The sequence below is a fragment of the Idiomarina sp. genome, from assembly GCF_019431395.1.
In the GTDB taxonomy this organism is placed as follows: Bacteria; Pseudomonadota; Gammaproteobacteria; order Enterobacterales; family Alteromonadaceae; genus Idiomarina.
This window is the reverse complement of the sequence record NZ_CP080268.1, coordinates 1,752,175-1,773,581: the sequence shown is the minus strand read 5'-3', so window position 1 is coordinate 1,773,581 and position 21,407 is coordinate 1,752,175. Positions and strand designations below refer to the sequence as shown.

Genomic DNA, 21,407 nt, shown 5'->3' with positions numbered 1-21,407 from the left:
GTGAAAGGATTCTTTTCAACGTTAAAACGACAAGCGAATTCCCGAGCAAAAGAGGCAACGCTGAGCGTATTGGGTATTAATAACCCGAGGTTACGTAATCACTTAAGTGAAAAAATGGAAAGCGACGAAGCTTTTGTCCACGGACCAGTTTTTGAGCAAATGTTTGCTTGGGAGCGCGAACAGTCACAGACTATGCAAGGACTTTCCGAACAGGGACTATTGTCCCAAGCAGTGATAGACGCATTGGACTCAAAAGATAATGGGCGCTATCGCTTTAACCGAGACTGGTATCCGTTTAAGCACCAATACAAGGCGTGGAATGATTTACTGGCCTCAGAAGCACAGTCACGAATCATTACTAGTGGTACTGGTTCGGGTAAGACAGAATGTTTCATGATTCCGGTGCTAGAAGATTTATACCGAGAGTCTGCCGAGACACAGGCTCGCATGACAGGTGTAAGAGCACTCTTTTTGTACCCCCTGAATGCTCTGATTAACTCGCAAAGAGAACGACTGAACGCTTGGACTCAGCATTTCAACGGCGATATTCGTTTTTGCTTATTTAACGGAAAAACACCTGAGTACCTTGAGAGTAAGGAACGACAACGTCAGAAAGCTAACCCTCAGGAAGTGATGAGCAGAGAAGGGTTGCGTGATGATCCAGCACAAATCTTAGTTACGAACGGTACCATGTTGGAATACATGCTGATTCGTCAGGCAGATGCGCCGATTATCGAGAGGTCAAAAGGAAAGCTTCGCTGGATAGTGCTTGATGAAGCCCATACTTACGTGGGCTCCCAAGCAGCGGAATTGGCGTTGCAGTTACGGCGTGTAATGCAGGCATTTGACGTAGAACCGGAGAATATCCGCTTTGTTGCAACATCAGCAACCATAGCAGGAGAAGAAGCTGAAAATAGCCTCAAACGTTACCTCGCTAACCTAGCAAATATCTCCGAGGCTCAAGTCGATGTAATTGGCGGTCGTAGATTAGTACCTCGACTAAGGGCAACGGCATCAGAAAACTTAACTCTGGATGAGATTGAGGCGATTGAGTCAGAGGGAGAAATTCCCGATTCTAAAAAAGTAAAGCGCAACCCTTCAGTGTCGAAGAGTCGTTTTAATGCTTTGGTAAATAGTAAGATTGCGACCTCTTTAAGAGATTTGCTGACCAGAGATAATACACCACCCAAGACCATCCAGGAATTGCAACGTGGATTAGCTGAATTCGAGTTAACTGAGAATGATATATATCGTTGGCTGGACGTTTGCACGAATACTCGGCCGTCTTATAACGGACAAGAAGAAGCGTTTTTAAAGCTTAGAGCACATTATTTTCAACGCACTTTGGATGGAGTATGGGCGTGTATTGATAAGGGCTGCTCACACAAGAACAATACGCCGCTTGAAGATAATTGGGACTTCGGTGCTGTTTACTCATCCCATCGAGTTCATTGTGAATGTGGAGCCCCGGTGCTTGAGTTGGCATTTTGTGACCAGTGTAACGAGCCTCACTTACTTGGTGCCTATGATAACAGTTCAATGCTGCAACAATGGGTAAATCGTCAGGAAGATGAGTTTTCTCTGACGGAAGGAGAGAGGGAGTTAGATCTCGATGAAACTAGCGATACAGCTGATGTTGATACCATTACAAGAACGTCTAACCCCATCGTCTTTAGCTATAGGATGAATGAAGATCACGGTTACCACCCAATATCTTTCAATAAATCAGGCCAAATGACATTTGGTGAGGAAGGGGAGATAAAGCTAGCTGAAAATGCTGGAGATCAACAAGAATGCTCAGATTGCGGTCATAGGGGCAGGGGGCAATATGGAAAACCTTTCAGAAGGTGCATGTTAGGTGCGCCTTTTTATGCAACCAACGCCGTTCCAACAGTACTCGAATATTGTCCTGACTTTGAACCTGAGGAAAATAACAAGAACCAAGAAGGTCCAAATTCGTTGCCAGGAAGAGGGCGGCGGCTGATTACGTTTACTGACAGTCGACAGGGTACCGCTAAAATATCGGTGGGTATGCAGCAGGAGGCTGAGCGTTCTCATTTCAGAGGGGTTTTAATTCGGGAGTTGCGCAAATCATTAGAATCCAAGATGGATTTGGATCCTGAAACTCTGGAAAAAGTGAAAATGTATCAGTCGATGCCGGTAGACAAGATTAAAGAGTTGCTGCCTGCAATTGAAAAATTGAATGTTGACGAAGCCTGCGCACTTAGAACTTATATTACTGCCTTGGAAGATGGAACACAGTTTAGAACGTATCCAAAGCCTATGCCGTGGCCAGAGCTGATCGATATTGTAAAAAGTGATAACGATATAGCGCATTCCATGACGATGGAAAATCGTTATTTGGCCCCCGAAGTCTTTGAAAGAACTGATGCCACTAAATTATCTGAAATGTTACTCACGCGTGAAGTGGCAAGGCGACCTAAGTTTCGAAACAACATTGAGACGCAAGGCCTTATAAAGCTTGTTTATCCGAGAATTGAGACCATAGATTGGGTTCCTGAATTCTGGGAGCAATACAAATTCACGCTTCAAGATTGGAAAGACTATTTGAAAGTCTGCATGGACTTTTTTGTAAGAGAAAACACCTATGTTGCGGTTAATGAAGAGTGGTCACGCTGGATAGGCATGCACTTTTATCCAAAGTTCTTAATTGATCCTGATTCAAAGGGTGAAGATGAAAACAGAATCAAAAAGTGGCCGCTTGTTAAGAAGGGGAATACAAGGCAGCAGAGGGTCATTACATTATTAGCAAAAGCGGCTGGCTTTGATCAGTTACAAACAAGAGAAGAGAATATTCTCAATACATGGTTGAAAGCAGCCTGGAAAGCACTCGTGGATACGCGAACGCTTGCTGAGGTCTCAAATAAACAATTCCAGTTACGATTGAACTCAGTGCAGTTTTCATTAATGTCAGAGGCTTATGTTTGCCCCATAACCAATAAGCTTCTTGATACCGTGTTTAAAGGAATAACACCTTATATCCCATGGAATAAAGATGTGACCTCCTATTTATGCGAAAAGGTAGCACTCCCTTCTATTTGGGAGTTCAACACGGGCACTAACGTTTCCACATTTATTGAAGAGGTAAGGGAAAAAGTCGCGAATGACTCTAAAGTGTCTGCTTTACGAGAACAAAACTTGTGGACTGATATTAATGATAGAGCCGTCGAAGGAGGGTTCTACTATACAAACGCTGAGCATTCTGCTCAGCAGTCATCGGAAAACCTAGAACGCTACGAGGAATGGTTTAAACAAGGCCGTAAGAATGTACTGAATTGCTCGACGACCATGGAGATGGGCGTTGATATTGGCGGGATATCTGCTGTAGTCATGAACAACGTTCCTCCTCACCCTGCAAATTATCTACAACGGGCCGGACGAGCTGGGCGGTCCAGTGAGTCGCGGGCAATAGGGTATACCATCTGTAAAAGTAACCCACATGATCAGTTTGTGTTTAACCAACCCAAATGGCCGTTTGTAACAGCGATACCTGCTCCGATGGTAACGTTCAGCTCATCGAAGCTGGTTCAGCGACATGTGAATGCCTTTTTATTGGGTAAATTTCTGCGAGAGAAAGTAGGTATTACTCAGAAGGAAAGACTTTTCTTAAGTCTAGAATGGTTTTACCTAAAACAAGACTCACTTCAAGCGATACACGAACGCTTTGTCGATTGGCTAAGCGCAAACAGCGCGGATGTGAAAAGTGATCTGGCTGTGCTTGTGAGGGGAACTTCATTATCGTCGAGCTCAGAAGTTAAGCTCTGTGATGAAGCTATTGAAAAAATAGAATCCCTAGCCAAACGCTGGAGAGACGAGTATCAGTATATTCAGGACGAATTAAGAGCAACTGACTCAGAGCTTTACAAGCACAAACTTGAAAAAGATTTGCGTAGGTTGTGTAGGGAGTATCTGCTTAGAGACTTGGCAACGAGAGGTTTCTTGCCTGGGTATGGATTCCCGACTGACGTAGTGAATTTATCTGTGTACTCATTAACTGATTTTATACGTGAAAAAGAACATGAACGAAAAAGAAAAAGTAATGAGTCTAGAGATGACAATGTGTCGTTGAGTCGAGGTATGCCCAGTAGGAACTTGGCTGTAGCAATCCGAGAGTTCGCCCCCGGAACTGAACTGGTATTAGACGGAAGAGTTCACAAATCAGCAGGGATTACATTGAACTGGCAAAACGTGCATGTTGAGGGAGCAAAAGACGCACAGAAATTTGATATTGCCTGGAAGTGTGACAGTTGCGGCCAGACGGGGTATGAGTCTGAGTTAAATAAACAAACTGAACTTGTTTGCACTAACGCAAGATGTGGTAAGCCGATAAAGGCTAAGCATCAGCGCCATGTAATAGAACCTACAGGGTTTGTGGTGGACTTTTATCAGCAGCCATCAAATAACATTGCTCATACTCAGTTCGTGCCAGTAGAAAAGCCATGGGTGATGGGGAAAAGGGAACCTATACCGCTACCAAACCCAGAGGTAGGTTATATGGTAGCAGATAATGAAGGACATGTTTTTCACCACTGCTCTGGCGTAAACGGAACAGGGTATGCCCTTTGTCTTGGGTGTGGGAAAGCGGAGTCGATGACACAAACAGAAGAACTCCCAAAAACTCTTTCATTGGATAAGCCGCACCGGCCACCCATGCCTAACCGTTTCCAGCGGAACTCGGATGATAAGTCGGAATGTGATGCTGCGGGGAAAATCATGGAGGGTATCCATCTGGGATATAACACCACAACGGATGTGTTTGAGCTGGTTTTGCGCAACCCAGACTCTAAGTCCTACCTCCACAATAAGACTGTGGCTACAACCATTGCGGTTGCGTTGAGGAAGGCTCTGGTTGATCAGTTGGGGATCTCTGTCAGCGAGGTAGGTTACAGTACTCGACCAGCGTTGGTAGAGGGAGGAGCTCATGCTGAAGTAGTGCAACTGTTTGATATTGTTAGTGGTGGTGCGGGCTTCGCGACCTCTGCAAAGCATAGTATCGAAAGTCTTTTAAATAAGCTCACTAAAGTACTGGATTGTCGCGAAAGTTGCGAAAAATATTGCCACTCTTGCCTTTTGGAAAGTGATTCTCGTCATGATATTGACCGACTAGATCGGAAGCTTGCTTTGACGTGGTTACAAGAAAACATTCAGCATCATGTATTTTTGCCAAGTGAGTTCAAAGATCTGTTAGGAGCTGATTGTCAGGTTAAGTATGTTGCTAGCACTCTAGAAGAGAAATTAAGTGAAATTGTAAGAGTCAGACCAGATAAACTTAAGTTTGTTTTTTCCAAAGAAGCGGCTAACTGGGATACAGCAACAGGCCACTTCAAAGCGATTTTTCATCGTTTAATGAGTGATGATATTTCAGTGGAGGTTGTCGTCCCGAGGGATGAATTTGATAAAGAAGTTAAAAGCTTCTTGTTAGAGTTAAACAATATTGGTGTCGAGATCTTGTTGGCTAATGTTGAGCACAACGTAGTATTCCAAGCTATAAAAGGCGATCAATGTATAACTGTGGCTAATGCTGACGAGCTTACCTCACTCCCTGGCGAGCACTGGCTTACGAGCCAAGAGATTTCTATTGAATCTAATACTTACCCGGAGATTCTAGGGCAACAACTTGAATTAGAGCTACCGCGTAATGTCGGAGCTTTAGAAGTGGGCGTTCTTAAAGAACTTAACGGGTCTCTCCTGGGATTCGGTAACAGGCTATTAAACTTTTGGTTTGAAAAAGAGCCAAGACTTTACGAGTTGGTTACAGATTCGACGTTGGAAAAAGTGATTTATACCGACCGTTATCTTCAAAGCCCATCAAGTCTATTGATGCTTTGCGAACTATTAACGGCGATAACTGAGGAGCAGGCGGCTAGTATAGAAGTAAAGACTTGCTTTAGCTCAAGCAACTGGGCAAAGAGTGGTTTTGCTATTCATCATGACTGGGTATACGAAGACGATTACAAGGCAATTTTTACTGGCTGGCTTTCGCATGCGTGTTCACAAGATGTGCAGGTTACCTATGCTGATAAAGTAGATACCCCTCACAGGCGGACGCTTGAGATGCACTTTGATAATGGCAAGGTAGTAACTATAGCTTTAGATCAAGGTCTCGGCTACTGGAGGTTGAGATTAGATAGAGGGCTTCATAACTTTGATTTTGAGCGTAGTGTCAAAGACCAAATTAGACGTTTGGGTGAAGCGTACGGCCGGGCAACGGTAAATAACAGTGCGGATTGGCAAACATGGTTTACCGTAGGAATATCTGAATAATGTTGGTCTTTTACGGCACCTCTATTTGACCTCCTTGAGCGGGCTAATCTGTTTTAGTGGTGCCTGTAGTGGCAAACTAAATTTGGCCACCTAATTAGAGGTCTATCATGCACCAAGAGACAACTAGGCTGACATAGTGGGGGGTTAAGGCTTGGTATGTCGATAATATCGACCTAAAAATAACGTATGTCGAAAAAATAACAAAAAATCGACACATTAAATTGATATGTCGATCGGAACGACATAAACTGAACTCATCGTTTATTTATGTCGATTTAGACTGGAAATTTGAGCATGACTTGGCAAGCAGAACAACCGTACAACCAATTACCGACATTACCACCCAGCTTAGATGTCATAGAAACTAGGGCTGTGCTGAAGGCCTGTATTTCTGCACGTGCTGCTGTAGCGGAGTTAAAAAAGGCTGGAGAGCTCATTCCCAACCAAAGCATGTTAATTAACCTGCTACCTTTGCTTGAAGCAAAAGATAGTTCAGAAATTGAAAATATTGTTACCACGACCGATAAGCTTTTTCAGTATGCGCAAGGGGGTAAAGGTGCTGATCATGCAACCAAGGAAGCATTACGTTACCGAACCGCGTTATACCAAGGCTTTATACAACTTGAGAAAAAGCCGCTATGCACAGCGACGGCTATTGAGGTATGCAGTACCTTAAAGCACTCCGAGATGGATATTCGTAAAGTACCGGGGACTTTTATAGGGAACCGAACGACAGGCGAAATTATCTATACGCCGCCAACCGGAGAAGATGTGATTCGGGACTTGTTAACCAACTGGGAGCGATTTCTTCATAATGACGACGATCTGGATCCGCTGATAAAGATGGCGATTAGCCATTATCAATTTGAAGCTATACACCCCTTCTATGACGGGAATGGCAGAACAGGTCGTATTTTAAACGTTTTATACCTTATTGAATCGGGTCTTCTAACACTGCCTATTTTGTATTTGAGTCGCTTCATCGTTCATAATAAGCAAGACTATTATCGCCTCTTGAACCAAGTCACTAAAGATCAGAGCTGGGAAGAGTGGTTGTTATTTATGCTAAAAGGTGTCGAGCAAACCGCAATATGGACCGGTGAAAAAATTACAGCGATTAGAACGCTCATGGAAAGTACAACCGATTATGTAAAGGCGCAGCTACCGAAAATATACAGCTACGAGCTTGTTCAGCTTATTTTTGAACAGCCTTATTGCCGTATTAGCAATCTGGTTGAGCGTGATATTGCAAAACGTCAGACCGCTTCAACCTATTTAAAGCAGTTAGCCGATATTGGCGTGCTGCAAGAGGTCGATTCAGGAAAGGAAAAATTATTTGTGCATCCGCGATTGATGACGCTAATGACAAAAGACAGTAATCGTATTAAACCTTTTTGAAGCAAACTAATCTCAAGCGGTAGTTACAGCGGAAGTTAAGATCAAAATCGTCAAAACCGGCGTCGGATCAAAAACATCCAGTTAATACATAACCATCTGAAAAACCGAATATTTTTAACCGAAGCTAAGTGTTAGAAAACCCACCAATGCAGGACTCATAATCGGTAGGTCCCCAGTTCAAGTCTGGGAGGGGCCACCATTTTTAAGTAAAAAAAACACCCCGAAGGGTGCTCAAAAATGTCATGTCATTTTTGACACCAGGAAATCTGTCCTCATACCATTGCAAACCAGCAGCCGAAAGCGGGCAAAGTCAGTGTTGAGCCATGCAATGATGCGTTGTGATGGTTGAGCTCGCCGGCAAATTGATGAGTTGGTTGCAGCGTTAAATCCAGACTTGCTGGTGCGTCAGCCAGATTAAAGCAGCACAAAATCGATTCTCCATCGTGTTCGCGATAGAAGGCTAGCACGGGTTCATCGGTTTCTATAAAACGGATACTTCCCTCAACTAACGCCGGCTGAGTGCTGCGCCAGGCCATGAATTCGCTGAACGCATTCAGTGTCGACTCAGGATCTTCTTTTTGTTTAGCGACGTTCTGGGCACGGTGCTCGGCATAAACCGGAAGCCATGGTTTACCCTCGCTGAAACCGGCATTTTCCTCGTCACGCCAGGGCATTGGTGTGCGGCAACCGTCACGGCCTTTAAAATTAGGCCAAAACGTGACTCCGTAAGGGTCCTGAAGGTCATTGAATGCCACCTCGGCTTCGCCCAACGCCAATTCCTCGCCTTGATACATACAAACACTGCCACGCAAAGAGCCTAGCAACGCTGTCAGCATTTTTACTTGGTCGGCGTTTACCTGACCATTACGAGCCCAGCGGCTGGCTACACGTTCGACGTCATGATTACTGAAAGCCCAACAAGGCCAGCCCTCACGCATGTGTGCTTCAAGTGTTTCTACTGTTTTGCGAATATAGTGGCTGCTGTAGTCATCTGTCAGTAACTCAAAACTATACCCCATATGTAGCTTGTCGCCGCCACTGGTATATTCCGCCATGGTCGCCAGTGAATCTTCAGAGGATATTTCACCTAACGCTACTGTGCCGGGGTACTTGTTAAGCAATGCGCGGATGTCGCGAATAAAATCAAGGTTCTCGGGCTGGGTATTATTGTAATAGTGGTATTGGAATGCGTAAGGGTTATCAGTACTAAACCCACGTCCTTGTCGTTTTTCCTTAGGCTTGGCCGGGTTATCCCGCAACTGTGCATCGTGATAGCAAAAGTTGATGGCATCCAAACGGAAGCCGTCGACGCCCTTTTTAAGCCAGAACTCAACGTTATCCAGTACCGCCTGACGGACTTTCGGGTTATAAAAGTTCAGATCCGGCTGTTCGGTTAAAAAGTTGTGCAAATAATATTGTTCGCGGCGCGGCTCCCACTGCCAGGCCGGGCCACCAAATAATGACAACCAGTTATTGGGCTGAGTGCCATCCTCTCTCGCATCTGCCCATACATACCAATCTGCATAATCATTATTCTTTGATTCGCGACTTTCTAAAAACCACGGATGCTGATCAGACGTGTGGCTTAAAACCTGGTCGATGATAATTTTGATGTCGCGCTTATGTGCCTCTTCGATTAGCTCATCGAAATCATCGAGGTTACCAAATATCGGGTCGATGTCGCGATAATCACTGATATCGTAGCCGAAGTCCTTCATTGGTGACTTAAAAAACGGCGATATCCATACCGCGTCAACACCCAGGCTTTTGATATAATCAAGTCGACTAACAATACCAGGTATGTCGCCGATCCCATCACCATTTGTATCTTGAAAGCTGCGTGGGTATATCTGATAAATTACCGCACCTTTCCACCAAAGAGGGTTCGCCATTTGTTGCTCCAGAACATCGGTTATTTTTATTGTCGGGCAAAGAATAAGTAAGGCTCGAAGCCTTGTAAAAAATCTGCATACGTATGCATTTTGCGTGGGTTTGCAGGATAACGGCTACAACGCGGTTGCGCTATGGGCTACAGCGCTCGAGAATGGTCGAAAATTATTTTTCCCTACAAGTTTACGTTTACGTAAACTGACAACAGCAAAATTTATTGTTGTCGAGTTTTTACTCGCGTGGTGCGGGACTGATGCACAATAGTGGGGCAAACGCGCAACTGAATACGTATGCATAAATTTGTTAATAATTTATTACGAGCGCTAGTATTTCGCCGACAACAACAAGAACCACAGTGGATAGCGGCTAAAAATAAGAGTCTGCACCAACTTGGTGATAAGCATGAACAACCAGGATTAATTATTATGTCTACGTTCAAACCCAGTATGCTAACGCTTGCCCTTATTAGCGCCGGCCTCATCGGTCAGACCGCTTATGCACAAGAGGCAGATGCTCAAAATAACGCCACACAAAAAGGCGAACAGCAGCAACAGCAGCAACAAAAAGATGTTGAACGAATTGAAGTAACCAGCACGTTCCGTCGCAGTGTGGTTGAATCAATCAACACCAAGCGTTTTTCAACGTCGGTTGTTGAATCTATTTCTGCAGAAGACATTGGTAAGCTCCCTGACTCATCGATTGCTGAGTCAATCGCACGACTGCCGGGCATCACTGCACAACGGCTGGATGGGCGAGCTTCGCGAGTCAGTGTTCGTGGTTTTAGTGAAAACGAAAGTACCACAACCTTTAATGGTCGTCAGCAGGTATCCATAAGCGATAACCGGGGTGTGGAATTTGATCTGTATCCATCTGAAATCATGAGTGGTGTGACGGTTTATAAAACACCGAGCGCGTCACTGAGCGGCGAAGGTATTGCCGGCGTTATTGACATGCAAACGGTTCGCCCACTGACTAAAGGCGAACAGGTATTTCAGGTCAATGGCCAGTTTGAACAATCCAGTTTTGATAAATTAAACCCGGACGGTGATGATCAGGGTTATCGCGGCACCGTCTCTTACATTGATCAGTTTGCGGATGACACCTTCGGTGTGGCGTTTGCTTACACCACCATGAGCTCTCCGAATCAAGAAAAGCGCTGGAACTCATGGGGATACCCGGAGTTTACGACAGAATCGGGCGACACTGGATCTATTCTGGGCGGTGCTAAACCGTATGTGCGTTCGTCAACTTTGGAGCGTGATTCGGCTATGTTGGTGCTGGAATTCACTCCAACCGATAAGGTCAATATGACCTTTGATGCTCTTTATGTTGACTTCGTTGATGAAAAAATCTTGCGTGGTACTGAAGTGCCGTTTGCCTGGGGGCAGGGCTCGATTGATCCGGAGAGTGCGACGGTAGACCCGGAAACCGGCTTTGTCACCAGTGCGGTTACTCAAGGTCAGCGTGTGGTGTTGCGCAACGACTATGAAGAACGAGCAGCTGAGCTGACGCAATTCGGTTATAACGTCGAATACTTCCTGGACCATAACTGGACATTAGAATTTGATGCCAGTCGTTCTGAAGTTGAACGCCAGGTATGGAGTGTCGAAAGCTACGCCGGGACCGGTCGAGGCGATAATAATGGTATTGCCGATGACATTGGTTATGTGTTTGATTCCGGTAACACAGGTGCACAGTTCAGTCATCAGCTAGATTACAGCGACTTTAACCTGATGCAGCTAGGTGGCCCGTTATCCTGGGGGGCCAGTGCAGCGTTAAACGATAACTACGGACTGGTCGGCACACCATATGAGAACACCGCTCAGGATGGCTTTATTAATGCTCCGGCGGTTGAGGACGAGCTAACCACCTTAAAGCTAGCTGCCAGCCGAGTTTTAAACAATGAGTTCTTTAAAGGTATTGAATTCGGTGTGACCTATCGGGATCGTGAGAAAAGTAAGGATTCCGAGGGGTACTATATGACACTGGCCGACTTCTCCTACCCTGATAACGTCGGCATGATGTCAGTACCTGAACAATACCGTTTGGGTACCGCAGATTTAAGCTTTATCGGTATGGGGCCGATGATTGCTTATGACACACAGGGTCTCATCGATGACGGCTATTATGAACTGTTGCGCGAAAGTTTAACCGATCCCAAGCACTTAACCCGCTCGTGGACGGTACAAGAGGATGTAACTGCAGCCTTTGTCCAAGGTAACATTGATACTCAGTTTGCTGGTATTCCTGTTACCGGTAATGTCGGTTTACGCTATGTTCACACCAAACAATCATCACAAGGTAATGCATTTAACGTTGTCGATGGTCTGGTGGTGGCTCAGCCAACCGACGTGAGCCACGATTACGGTCATGTTTTACCTAGCTTAAACCTGATCTTTGCAATCGACGAACAACAAATGCTGCGTTTTGGTGCTGCAAAAACGATTTCGCGCGCTCGCCTGGACGAGATGAATGCATCAATTAGCGCAACTTACAGCGCACAGCAGCCTGATGAGAATGGCAACTACTGGTCAGTATCAGGCGGTAACCCAAACCTGGAGCCTAAAGAAGCTACTGGCTTAGATTTAAGTTACGAAAATTACTTTACTGCTGAGGGTTACTTCTCTGCGGCATTGTTCTACAAAGATCTGAATGATTGGATCTTTAACGGTAATTACGAGCTTGATTTAAGTGGTGTTCCTGACCCTGCTACCGGCGAAATTCCGGAGACCAGCTCGGCGACAGGTTCAGGCAAAGTCAATGGTGGTGGCGGCCAACTTTGGGGTTATGAGTTAGCTATCGCGCTGCCGCTGAGCGAATTCTCTGAGGCACTAGAAGGCTTCGGTATTTTGGCTAGCCATACCGGTGTCGAACAGGATATTCAGGACCAGAACGGTAATGATTATGAGCTACCCGGCTTGTCTGACAGCATTCAGAGCGTAACCTTCTACTACGAGCGTTATGGCTTTAGTGCCCGCACCAGCATGCGTAAACGCAGTGACTTCAAAGGCGATGTGTACGGCTTGGGCTTTGAGACGCAGCAAGTTGATATTCAGGGTGAAACCATCTGGGATGCGCAATTTGGCTATGACTTCGCAGACTCTGGCATCAGCGGACTTGAGAACTTGGAAGTCACTTTCCAGGTGCAGAACATCACCGAAGAACCGTTTATCTCGTTACAAGGTGACAATGCGTTGCAGGTTCGCGATTACCAGGATTACGGTCGCAACTACTTGCTGGGCTTTAGCTACGAGTTCTAACGTTTTTGTTAGGTAATTGGTTTAACAAAGCCCCTAACCAGAGGGGCTTTTCGCGCATGGCGTCAGCATGATGCCGTCGCATAATCAATTTATACAAAGGAGCCTTACATAATGCGTTTAGCTCTGTTGTTGAGTGCTTTGGTAGCATTGCCGGGCATTAACGTGCAAGCGGCTGAGCAAGATACCGCTCAAAAGCCGGTCGTTTATCAGGTATTCACGCGTTTATTTGGCAACACGCAAACGACAAATAAGCCCTGGGGTACATTAGAGGAAAACGGCGTCGGCAAGTTTGCGGATTTTGATAGCAAAGCCCTTGAGGGTATAAAAGAGCTGGGTGTTACCCACATTTGGTATACCGGCGTTTTACATCATGCCACCGTGACTGATTACAGCGAGTTTGGCTTGCCCGCCGATGATCCTGATGTCGTTAAAGGCCGCGCGGGATCGCCGTATGCGGTCAAAGACTACTATAACGTCAACCCTGACTTAGCGGTTGACCCCGGCGAACGGCTACAAGAATTTGAGGCGTTAATAGAGCGTACTCACCAGCACGATATGAAGGTCGTCATCGATATTGTGCCTAATCACGTTGCCCGCGATTACCATTCGGTTTCTAAACCTGACGGTGTCGAAGACTTTGGTGCCAATGACGACACCACGGTGACCTACCAGCGCGACAACAATTTTTATTACGTGGTAGGCGAGGACTTCCGGGTACCACAAAGTGACGACTATGAGCCATTAGGCGGCATGGAGCACCCTAAAGCGGATGGTCAGTTTACTGAAAGCCCGGCGAAGTGGACGGGTAATGGCGCCCGTACCGCCCAACCCGACATTAACGATTGGTACGAAACCGTAAAAATTAATTATGGCGTTAAACCTGATGGCAGTTACGACTTTCCACGCTTGCCTCAGCAGTATGCCAACAAAGATTACCGAGCTCACTACGCGTTTTGGCAGGACAAGGACTTGCCGGACAGTTGGTATAAGTTCCGTGATATCACGCAATACTGGCTGGACAAGGGCGTTGATGGTTTTCGCTACGATATGGCGGAAATGGTGCCGGTGGAGTTCTGGAGTTTTTTAAATGCGTCCATAAAAATGCAAAACCCGGATGCATTTTTACTGGCCGAAGTCTATAACCCGGAGCTTTACCGGCCTTATCTTGAGCAAGGTAAAATGGACTACCTTTACGATAAAGTCGGGTTTTACGACACCTTAAAAGCCATTATTCAGGGACGCGAAGACGCGGCTGCACTGCTTGCGAAGCACAATGAAGTTGCTGATATCGAACAGCACATGCTGCACTTTTTAGAGAACCACGATGAACAGCGCATTGCCAGCCCTGACTTTGCCGGTGACATGAACTGGGGTAAACCGGCGATGACTGTATCAACGCTGGTAAGCCGCGCACCGACGATGATTTACTTCGGCCAGACGGTTGGCGAAGATGGTTCCGAAGAGCCGGGGTTTGGTGACCCGACCCGCACCAGTATTTTTGACTACATCGGTGTGCCTGCGCATCAGCAGTGGATGAATGATGGCGAGTTTGATGGTGCTGATCTTAGCGCAGAACAACGCCAGCTGCGGCGGTTTTATGTCGAGCTGATGGCGCTTAATCAGCTACCAGCGATAGCTCAAGGCAACTTGCTGGAAGTCAGTAACTCGCAGCCGCAGCACGTTGTCAGCTTTATCCGAAAAGCTGGTCATCAGCGCGTTTTGGTGGTGGCAAACTTTGCTAAACAGAAGCAGCAGGTGAGTGTTGACGTGAAAGAGTCACAAGCTCAGGCATTACTCGGTGCGCCGCCACAATTTACCGATGGCACTTTGTCCCTAACGCTGCCCTATCAGGGCGTTAGCGTGATCCAATTAGGAAGTAATCGTTAATGCAAGATCAAGCCCAACATAATAACGAAAGGCCGACACTGAGCTTTTGGCAGATCTGGAACATGTGCCTTGGTTTTATGGGCATTCAGTTTGGCTTTGCGCTACAAAATGCCAACGTCAGCCGTATTTTCCAAACCCTGGGAGCCGAAATTGATGATATTCCGATTCTATGGGTTGCAGCACCTCTGACCGGCCTTATCGTACAGCCAATTATTGGTTACCTCAGCGATAAAACCTGGGGACGTCTCGGTCGTCGGCGACCCTACTTCTTTTATGGTGCGATTGTCACGACTGCCGCGCTGTTGGTTATGCCGAACTCACCGACGCTATGGGTTGCCGCCGGCATGTTGTGGATTATGGATGCATCAATCAACGTGACGATGGAGCCATTCCGGGCGCTGGTTGGCGATAACCTCCCTAACAAACAACGTGCTTTAGGCTATTCATTACAAAGCTTTTTTATTGGCGTGGGTGCGGTCGTTGCGTCGAGTTTACCGTGGGTTTTGACCAATTGGTTTGACGTCAGTAATACCGCGGCTGCGGGTGTTATTCCGCCATCGGTGCAGTACGCGTTTTACATTGGCGGTGCGTTTTTATTGGTTTGCGTTATGTGGACCGTGTTTACGACCAAAGAATACAGTCCTGAGCAGCTTGCGTCTTTTAGCGAAGATGGGGATAGCAGCCAGGCAGGACAGGAAAAAGCACGCATCAACTTCGCCCGCACGCTGTCGGTTAGTGGTGCTGTCGGTGTCATTATTATTGCCGCCGTTGGCCTGATCGACCTGGAAAAAGAATTGTATTTATTAGGTGGGTTATTAGTCGCTTTTGCTTTATTACAGGCGCTGGCTGCCTGGCAACAGCAACAGGGCCATACCCAAAACGGCTTCTTTACCGTGGTACATGATGTTTTCACCATGCCCCGGGCAATGCGTCAATTAGCCTGGGTGCAATTCTTTAGCTGGTTCTCGCTGTTTGCCATGTGGATATACACCACGGGGGCTGTCACCAGTTACCACTTTGGCACGGCGGATGTCACTTCTAAGGCCTATAACGACGGTGCTGATTGGGTCGGCGTATTGTTTGCGGCCTACAATGGCTTTGCCGCCTTAGCTGCCCTGGTTATTCCGGTTATGGTCAAACAGTGGGGTATTCGGCTTGCACATGCGGTTAATTTGCTGGTTGGCGCGTTGTCGTTAGTCAGCTTTTTATTGATCAAAGACCCGAACTGGCTGATGCTGCCGATGGTCGGTATTGGTTTTGCCTGGGCGTCTATTCTATCGCTACCTTACGCCATGCTCGCCAGCGCATTACCCAGCGCCAAAATGGGCGTTTACATGGGTATCTTTAATTTCTTTATCGTTATTCCGCAGTTACTCGCGGCCAGTATTCTGGGTCTCATATTAAAGCACGGCTTTGCAAACGAGCCTATTTACGCACTGGTTATTGGTGGGGCTTCGTTTGTCTTGGCTGCCTTGTCGCTGACTCGGGTAAAACTCAATAACAAAAATATAGGGTGATACAGTGAAAGTTGTGAACACAATTGCCAGCGCCATGTTGCTGGCGGGATTAGCCGGCTGCAACACTAGCGCCACGACATCGGGCGTTAACGAAGTGGCGCCGGGAGCGCCCGGCGAAACGCCGTATTGGGCGTACTCGGGGAAAACCGGCATTGGCACCTCTTATGAGGCGTATCAGAACGGACAATATGACGAGTCGAGCATGACAGGTACGGTCTCGAAGGTTTGGTTTTCACTCGCTAAAGGCATGATTACCGAAACCATGTTTGGTCTGATTCACCAGGCGCAAATTCGCGACATGCAATTTATGGTCAGCGGCGACGATTTTGTGGTTAGCGAAGCTGACGGCCTGAAAAATACCGTCGAATATCTGCACGTTGATGAGCAGGGACGTCCGTTATCGTTAGCATACCGTGTGACCAGTGAAGACAACCAAGGTCGCTTTCGTATTATTAAAGATGTTTTCACTGATCCTGATGCGCAGTCATTGATGGTGCGTGTGCGCTTTGAGGCGGAAGAGCCAGGTTTGACGGCTCACGTCCAGGTTAACCCTTATGTGAACAACGATGGTGTTGATGACAGCGCCAAGGTGGCTGACGATGCGTTGGTAGCCTACTCGGGTGAACACTATCTGACGTTGCAAAGCACGAGTGGTTTAAACCAAGGCTCGGTGGGTTTTGTCGGCACCTCAGACCGGCATTCACAATTAAAAACAACGGGTGACTTTAAGCGCTACCAAACGACCGGTGAGCAGTCAGGCAATGTATCGATGAGTGCCACGCTGGGCGAAATCACCGACAGCGCAGAATTTGATTTAGTGCTGAGCTATGGTAACAGCGAACAGAGCGCACTTGAGCAGGGCCGGAAGACCTTAACCAGCGGCTACGACAAGGTACTGGCGAATTACAATGGCGAAGGCGATGCTATTGGCTGGCAGGACTACCTGCAGAGCTTAAAGCTTGAAGAAATGTATGACGCTACGACCGATGGTGGCAAGCTACTGCATACCAGCGCGTTGGTGTTGAAGGCGCAAGAAGACAAAACCTACGCCGGCGCGTTGATCGCTTCATTGTCTAACCCCTGGGGCGACACTGTCTCCGCCGAAGAGGGCAAGACGGGCTATAAAGCCGTTTGGGTACGCGACTTCTATCAAGTTGCTATGGCGTTTTTGGCTATGGGTGACACGCAAACCGCAAAAGCCGCCTTTAGCTATTTACCCAAGGTGCAAGTGACCGAAAATACACCGGGCAATAAAGGCGACACGGGTTGGTTCCTGCAAAAAACACACGTCAATGGCGATTTAGAATGGGTTGCGGTGCAGCTGGATCAAACCTCTATGCCAATTATGCTGGCCTGGAAGCTCTATAAACAGGATGTACTGACACAAAGTGAATTGAGTGATTGGTACCAATCGATGCTCAAGCCGGCAGCGGACTTTCTGGTAGACGGCGGGCGAGCTAAAGTGTTGTGGAACGATACGCAAATTGATCCACCGTACACCCAACAAGAGCGTTGGGAAGAGCAGGCGGGCTATTCACCGTCGAGTATTGCAGCCACAGTAGCCGGGCTTATCAGTGCCAGTGAGATAGCAAAACTCAGTGGTGATGAGGCTAATGCTAAACGCTACCTGAATACAGCCAAGCAATACGAGCAGGATATCGAAGCCTTGATGTTTACTACCGAAGGCACGCTGCAAGGCGATGCAGCCGATGGTAACTATTTTGTGCGTATTGCTCAGGACAAAAACGTTAATGCAGATACCAAACTGGGTGACAACAATGGTCGTCCGGGAATGGATAAAAAGCTGATTCTGGATGGTGGCTTTTTAGAGTTAGTGCGCTATGGCGTGCGCCCTGCAGATAGCCCGTCGGTAACTGCGTCGTTACCGGAATATGACGATGAAAGCCTGGAACACAAGCTTCGGGTAAAATACACCTTTACCAACGAGCAAGGGCAGGAGTATCCGGGCTGGCGTCGCTATGGTAACGATGGCTACGGGGAGGACAAAGAGCTTGGCAAAAACTACGCCGAAGGTGGCGAGCAAACGGCGGGTCAACGTGGTCGTGTCTGGCCTTTCTTTACCGGTGAACGGGGCCACTACGAGATTGCTGCGGCAACCAAGGCCGATGGTGAGCTGAGTGAAGACGAGTATCAGAGTATTAAAAACACCTATGTGCTGGGCATGGAAGAATTTGCCAACAAAGGCATGATGCTGCCAGAGCAGGCTTGGGATGGCGTCGGTGTTAACCCGTTTGACTATGAGCTGGGTGAAGGCACCAATTCAGCAACGCCGCTGGCCTGGACCCATGCCGAGTACGTTAAATTGTTACGTTCACTGAGTAATGAGTCCGTCTGGGATCATTATCCGCTTGTGGAACAACAGTTGGCGCAGTAGCAACGTTAGACTCAATGTGCGCCAGTAATTTATTGACTGGACTGGCGCACAATAAGTTTTGGCGGCAGGATGCTGTTGGGTAAATCGACAGCTTGCTCAGCGATTAAGTTAAGCAGGTTGGCGACTAACATTTGTCCGGCGAGTGTTGTGTTTTGTTGGACAGTCGACAACGGCGGGCTGCAAAAGCGGGCGATGGCAATATCATCAAAGCCGACCACTGACACGTCTTGCGGCACGCGTAAGCCAACTTCCTGCAGCGCCCGGATAGCGCCAATAGCGATCAAATCGCTGGCGCCAAACAGTGCGTTAAACGGAATATCGTTAGCTAGCAACGATTTAGTGGCTTGATAACCGGATTCTTCGGTAGAAATTGCGGTCGCCACTTTGCGCTCGCTGACGTGTTTACCACTTTCCTGCAGGCGCTCCTCAAAGCCGTTAAAGCGGGCGCTAAACTCCGGGCTGTGATGCGATGCATCGCCAATAAAAGCACAGTTAGTACGACCCTGCTCAATAAAGTGCTCAGCAACGAGCCGGCCGCCGAGGTGGTTATCACAGCTGACGGTAAGCTCCGGACTGCCGTCAACACTGGCTCCCCAGCAAACAAACTTGGTGTCCGTATCCAGTAAACGAGCAAATTTACTCTGGTAGTCAATATAATCGCCGTAACCCAGTAAAATAATCCCGTCAGCGCGGTGCGTCTCGGCGTAATCGGCATGCCAGTCATTACTGCTGGACTGAAAAGAAACTAATAAGTCATAACCCTCTTTAGCGCAGGCCCGCGTTATCGAACCTAACATCGACAGAAAGAACGGGTTAATTTGTGAATCGTCAGAGGTCGGGTCTTCAAACAGCAGTACCGCTAAAGTTGAGCTCTGTTGAGCACGCAGGTTACTGGCGTTTTTATCCACTTTATAATTAAGCTCGCGGGCAATTTCGATAACCCGGCGCCGTGTCTCTTCATTAACCAGAGGACTACCCCGCAATGCGCGGGAAACCGTCGATTGAGAAACCCCGGCATGATGAGCTATATCGAAAGAAGTGGCTTTACCTTTCATTTGTTTCCTTGCAGTGCGCTCGCGATAATGCAAAACCATACAGCCAAGCAGTCCTAAAGAGAACCCCTAACAAAGTTATGCTAACCTGAGTTAATAATTAATAAAGGAAAATCGCTCGTGAAAAAACTAACATGTTATATCAAACTTATAGCACTGACCTTGTGTATACCCACGTCTGTTGGCGCCTTAGCTCAAACAGAGGAGGCCGGACAAAGTACTGAAGCGGTTGCAGAGCCAACCCGGTTTGTTTCCGGGCATAGTGGAAGCTTTAACGGCGAGCGCATTGACTACCAGGTAAGTGCGGGTGAAACCTATCTTAAAAATGCGGCGGGTGAGCCGACGGCAAGCATTTTCTCGTTTGATTATATTGCCGAGGATGATGATAATCGTCCGGTGACGTTCATCTGGAATGGTGGTCCGGGCTCTTCATCAAACTGGCTCCACATGGGCGGCTATGGTCCCAAGCGTATTGTCGTACCCAGTGATGCAGAACATCCCGGCGCTGCGCCGTACACCCTTAAAGATGCCCCCGAAACCATTCTGGATGTAACCGATATGGTGTTTGTCGATCCGGTGGGTACCGGCTTTTCAAGGGCTATCGGCGAGGGCAAGAAAACAGACTTCTGGGGCCTGACCGAAGATGCCGAATCAATGGCTGCCTTCATTGCCCGGTGGATGACCGAAAACAATCGCTGGAATTCGCCGATATTTTTGTTAGGCGAGAGTTTTGGCACGACCCGGGCCGCCGCGGTTGCAAAAGTATTGCTGGATGATTACGTCATTAACGTAAATGGTATTGTGTTTGTCTCGCAGGCGCTGGATTATCAGGGCTCAACGCCTTATGTGGATGACAATATCATCTCTTATATTACCTACATTCCAAGTATGGCGGCGACCGCCTGGTATCATGGCAAAGTAGATAATAGCGGCGACTTTGAGGCGTTTATTCAGGCTAGCCGCGAGTTTGCCACCAACGAACTGCTGCCCGCATTATTTAGCGGTAATTTACTTGCTGCAGATAAACGCCAACAACTTATCGAAAAACTGCATAGCTTCACGGGTTTGAGTAAAGAATACATTGACCAGGTTGATTTGCGTATTAATGCGTTTCGGTTTGCCAAGGAGTTGCGGCGCGACCAGGGTATAGCCGTGGGATTGCTCGACAGTCGCTATACTAACGATGAACGTGATGACGTGCTGGCGCGTCCGGAAAATGATGCGGCACGGGCAATTTCTCCGGCCTATAAAGCATCATTGATGCATTACATGCGTAATGATCTTGGCATTGACTGGGATCGCACCTATTTAAATCCGTCTGACCCGGAACTGTCGGGCAAGTGGCGCTGGAGCCCGTTACCTGAGGGACGCTCGTGGGAGCCGCATTACGTTAATACTGCGCCTGATCTGGCAGCCGTTTTACGGGCTAATCCTGCGCTTAAGGTCATGGTAGGCTCAGGTTACTACGATTTAATCACGCCGTTTTTTGACGCCGAGTACACCCTTAACCGTCATGGCATAAAATCTGACGATATTATCTATCGTTATTACCACGGCGGCCACATGATGTATGTGCACGAGCCGGCGCGTAAAGCCTTGCTAAAAGACACGCGTGAGTTTATTAATGCGCAACTACAGGGTGCAGGTAAGGAGTAGATGATGAAACTTATAATGTCCATGCTTACCCTGACGGGACTTGCTCGCAGCTCGCAATATCATCCGT

9 protein-coding genes are annotated in these 21,407 nt (G+C 47.4%); 7 read left to right on the top strand and 2 right to left on the bottom strand.

Annotated features, from left to right (window positions below; genetic code table 11):
• Nucleotides 1–6,285 carry a DEAD/DEAH box helicase gene (locus KZ771_RS08595; RefSeq protein WP_290652929.1) on the top strand — a complete coding sequence of 2,095 codons (6,285 nt, stop codon included), beginning with the start codon at nucleotides 1–3 and terminating at the stop codon, nucleotides 6,283–6,285.
• 294 nt (nucleotides 6,286–6,579) lie between these two features.
• Complete coding sequence (gene fic / locus KZ771_RS08590) at nucleotides 6,580–7,683, top strand: protein adenylyltransferase Fic (RefSeq protein ID WP_290652927.1); 1,104 nt, start codon at nucleotides 6,580–6,582, stop codon at nucleotides 7,681–7,683.
• Nucleotides 7,684–7,955: 272 nt separating this feature from the next.
• Here the strand turns inward: fic and KZ771_RS08585 are convergent, their stop codons facing one another.
• Nucleotides 7,956–9,575 (bottom strand): alpha-glucosidase family protein, encoded by a 1,620-nt coding sequence (locus KZ771_RS08585; RefSeq protein WP_290652925.1) that lies wholly within the window; start codon nucleotides 9,573–9,575, stop codon nucleotides 7,956–7,958.
• Nucleotides 9,576–9,998: 423 nt separating this feature from the next.
• Between KZ771_RS08585 and KZ771_RS08580 the strand changes: the two genes are divergently transcribed.
• The 4 genes from KZ771_RS08580 to KZ771_RS08565 all read left to right on the top strand — a co-directional run bounded on the left by KZ771_RS08580 (nucleotide 9,999) and on the right by KZ771_RS08565 (nucleotide 18,632).
• Nucleotides 9,999–12,833 (top strand): TonB-dependent receptor, encoded by a 2,835-nt coding sequence (locus KZ771_RS08580; protein WP_290652923.1) that lies wholly within the window; start codon nucleotides 9,999–10,001, stop codon nucleotides 12,831–12,833.
• Nucleotides 12,834–12,944: 111 nt separating this feature from the next.
• A complete protein-coding gene (locus KZ771_RS08575; RefSeq protein ID WP_290652921.1) occupies nucleotides 12,945–14,720 on the top strand; it encodes an alpha-amylase family glycosyl hydrolase in 1,776 nt (591 codons plus the stop codon).
• Entirely contained in the window at nucleotides 14,720–16,237 is a 1,518-nt protein-coding gene (locus tag KZ771_RS08570; protein WP_290652919.1) for an MFS transporter, read from the top strand. Before KZ771_RS08575 ends, KZ771_RS08570 begins: the two co-directional genes overlap by 1 nt.
• Nucleotides 16,238–16,241: 4 nt before the next feature.
• Nucleotides 16,242–18,632 carry a glycoside hydrolase family 15 protein gene (locus KZ771_RS08565; RefSeq protein WP_290652917.1) on the top strand — a complete coding sequence of 797 codons (2,391 nt, stop codon included), beginning with the start codon at nucleotides 16,242–16,244 and terminating at the stop codon, nucleotides 18,630–18,632.
• Between the two features lie 29 nt (nucleotides 18,633–18,661).
• On the opposite strand, the gene KZ771_RS08560 is transcribed toward KZ771_RS08565, so the two are convergent.
• Entirely contained in the window at nucleotides 18,662–19,687 is a 1,026-nt protein-coding gene (locus KZ771_RS08560) for a LacI family DNA-binding transcriptional regulator (protein WP_290652915.1), read from the bottom strand.
• A 117-nt stretch (nucleotides 19,688–19,804) separates the two neighbouring features.
• Here KZ771_RS08560 and KZ771_RS08555 point away from each other — a divergent pair, with 117 nt between their 5' ends.
• Nucleotides 19,805–21,340 (top strand): serine carboxypeptidase, encoded by a 1,536-nt coding sequence (locus tag KZ771_RS08555; protein ID WP_290652913.1) that lies wholly within the window; start codon nucleotides 19,805–19,807, stop codon nucleotides 21,338–21,340.
• Nucleotides 21,341–21,407: the final 67 nt, after the last annotated feature.

Bases quoted from the DNA above. Each gene is read 5' to 3' on its own strand.
- KZ771_RS08575 (WP_290652921.1), top strand. From the start codon at position 12,945: ATGCGTTTAGCTCTGTTGTTGAGTGCTTTGGTAGCATTGCCGGGCATT.
- fic (WP_290652927.1), top strand. From the start codon at position 6,580: ATGACTTGGCAAGCAGAACAACCGTACAACCAATTACCGACATTACCA.
- KZ771_RS08585 (WP_290652925.1), bottom strand. From the start codon at position 9,575: ATGGCGAACCCTCTTTGGTGGAAAGGTGCGGTAATTTATCAGATATAC.
- KZ771_RS08570 (WP_290652919.1), top strand. From the start codon at position 14,720: ATGCAAGATCAAGCCCAACATAATAACGAAAGGCCGACACTGAGCTTT.
- KZ771_RS08580 (WP_290652923.1), top strand. From the start codon at position 9,999: ATGTCTACGTTCAAACCCAGTATGCTAACGCTTGCCCTTATTAGCGCC.
- KZ771_RS08560 (WP_290652915.1), bottom strand. From the start codon at position 19,687: ATGAAAGGTAAAGCCACTTCTTTCGATATAGCTCATCATGCCGGGGTT.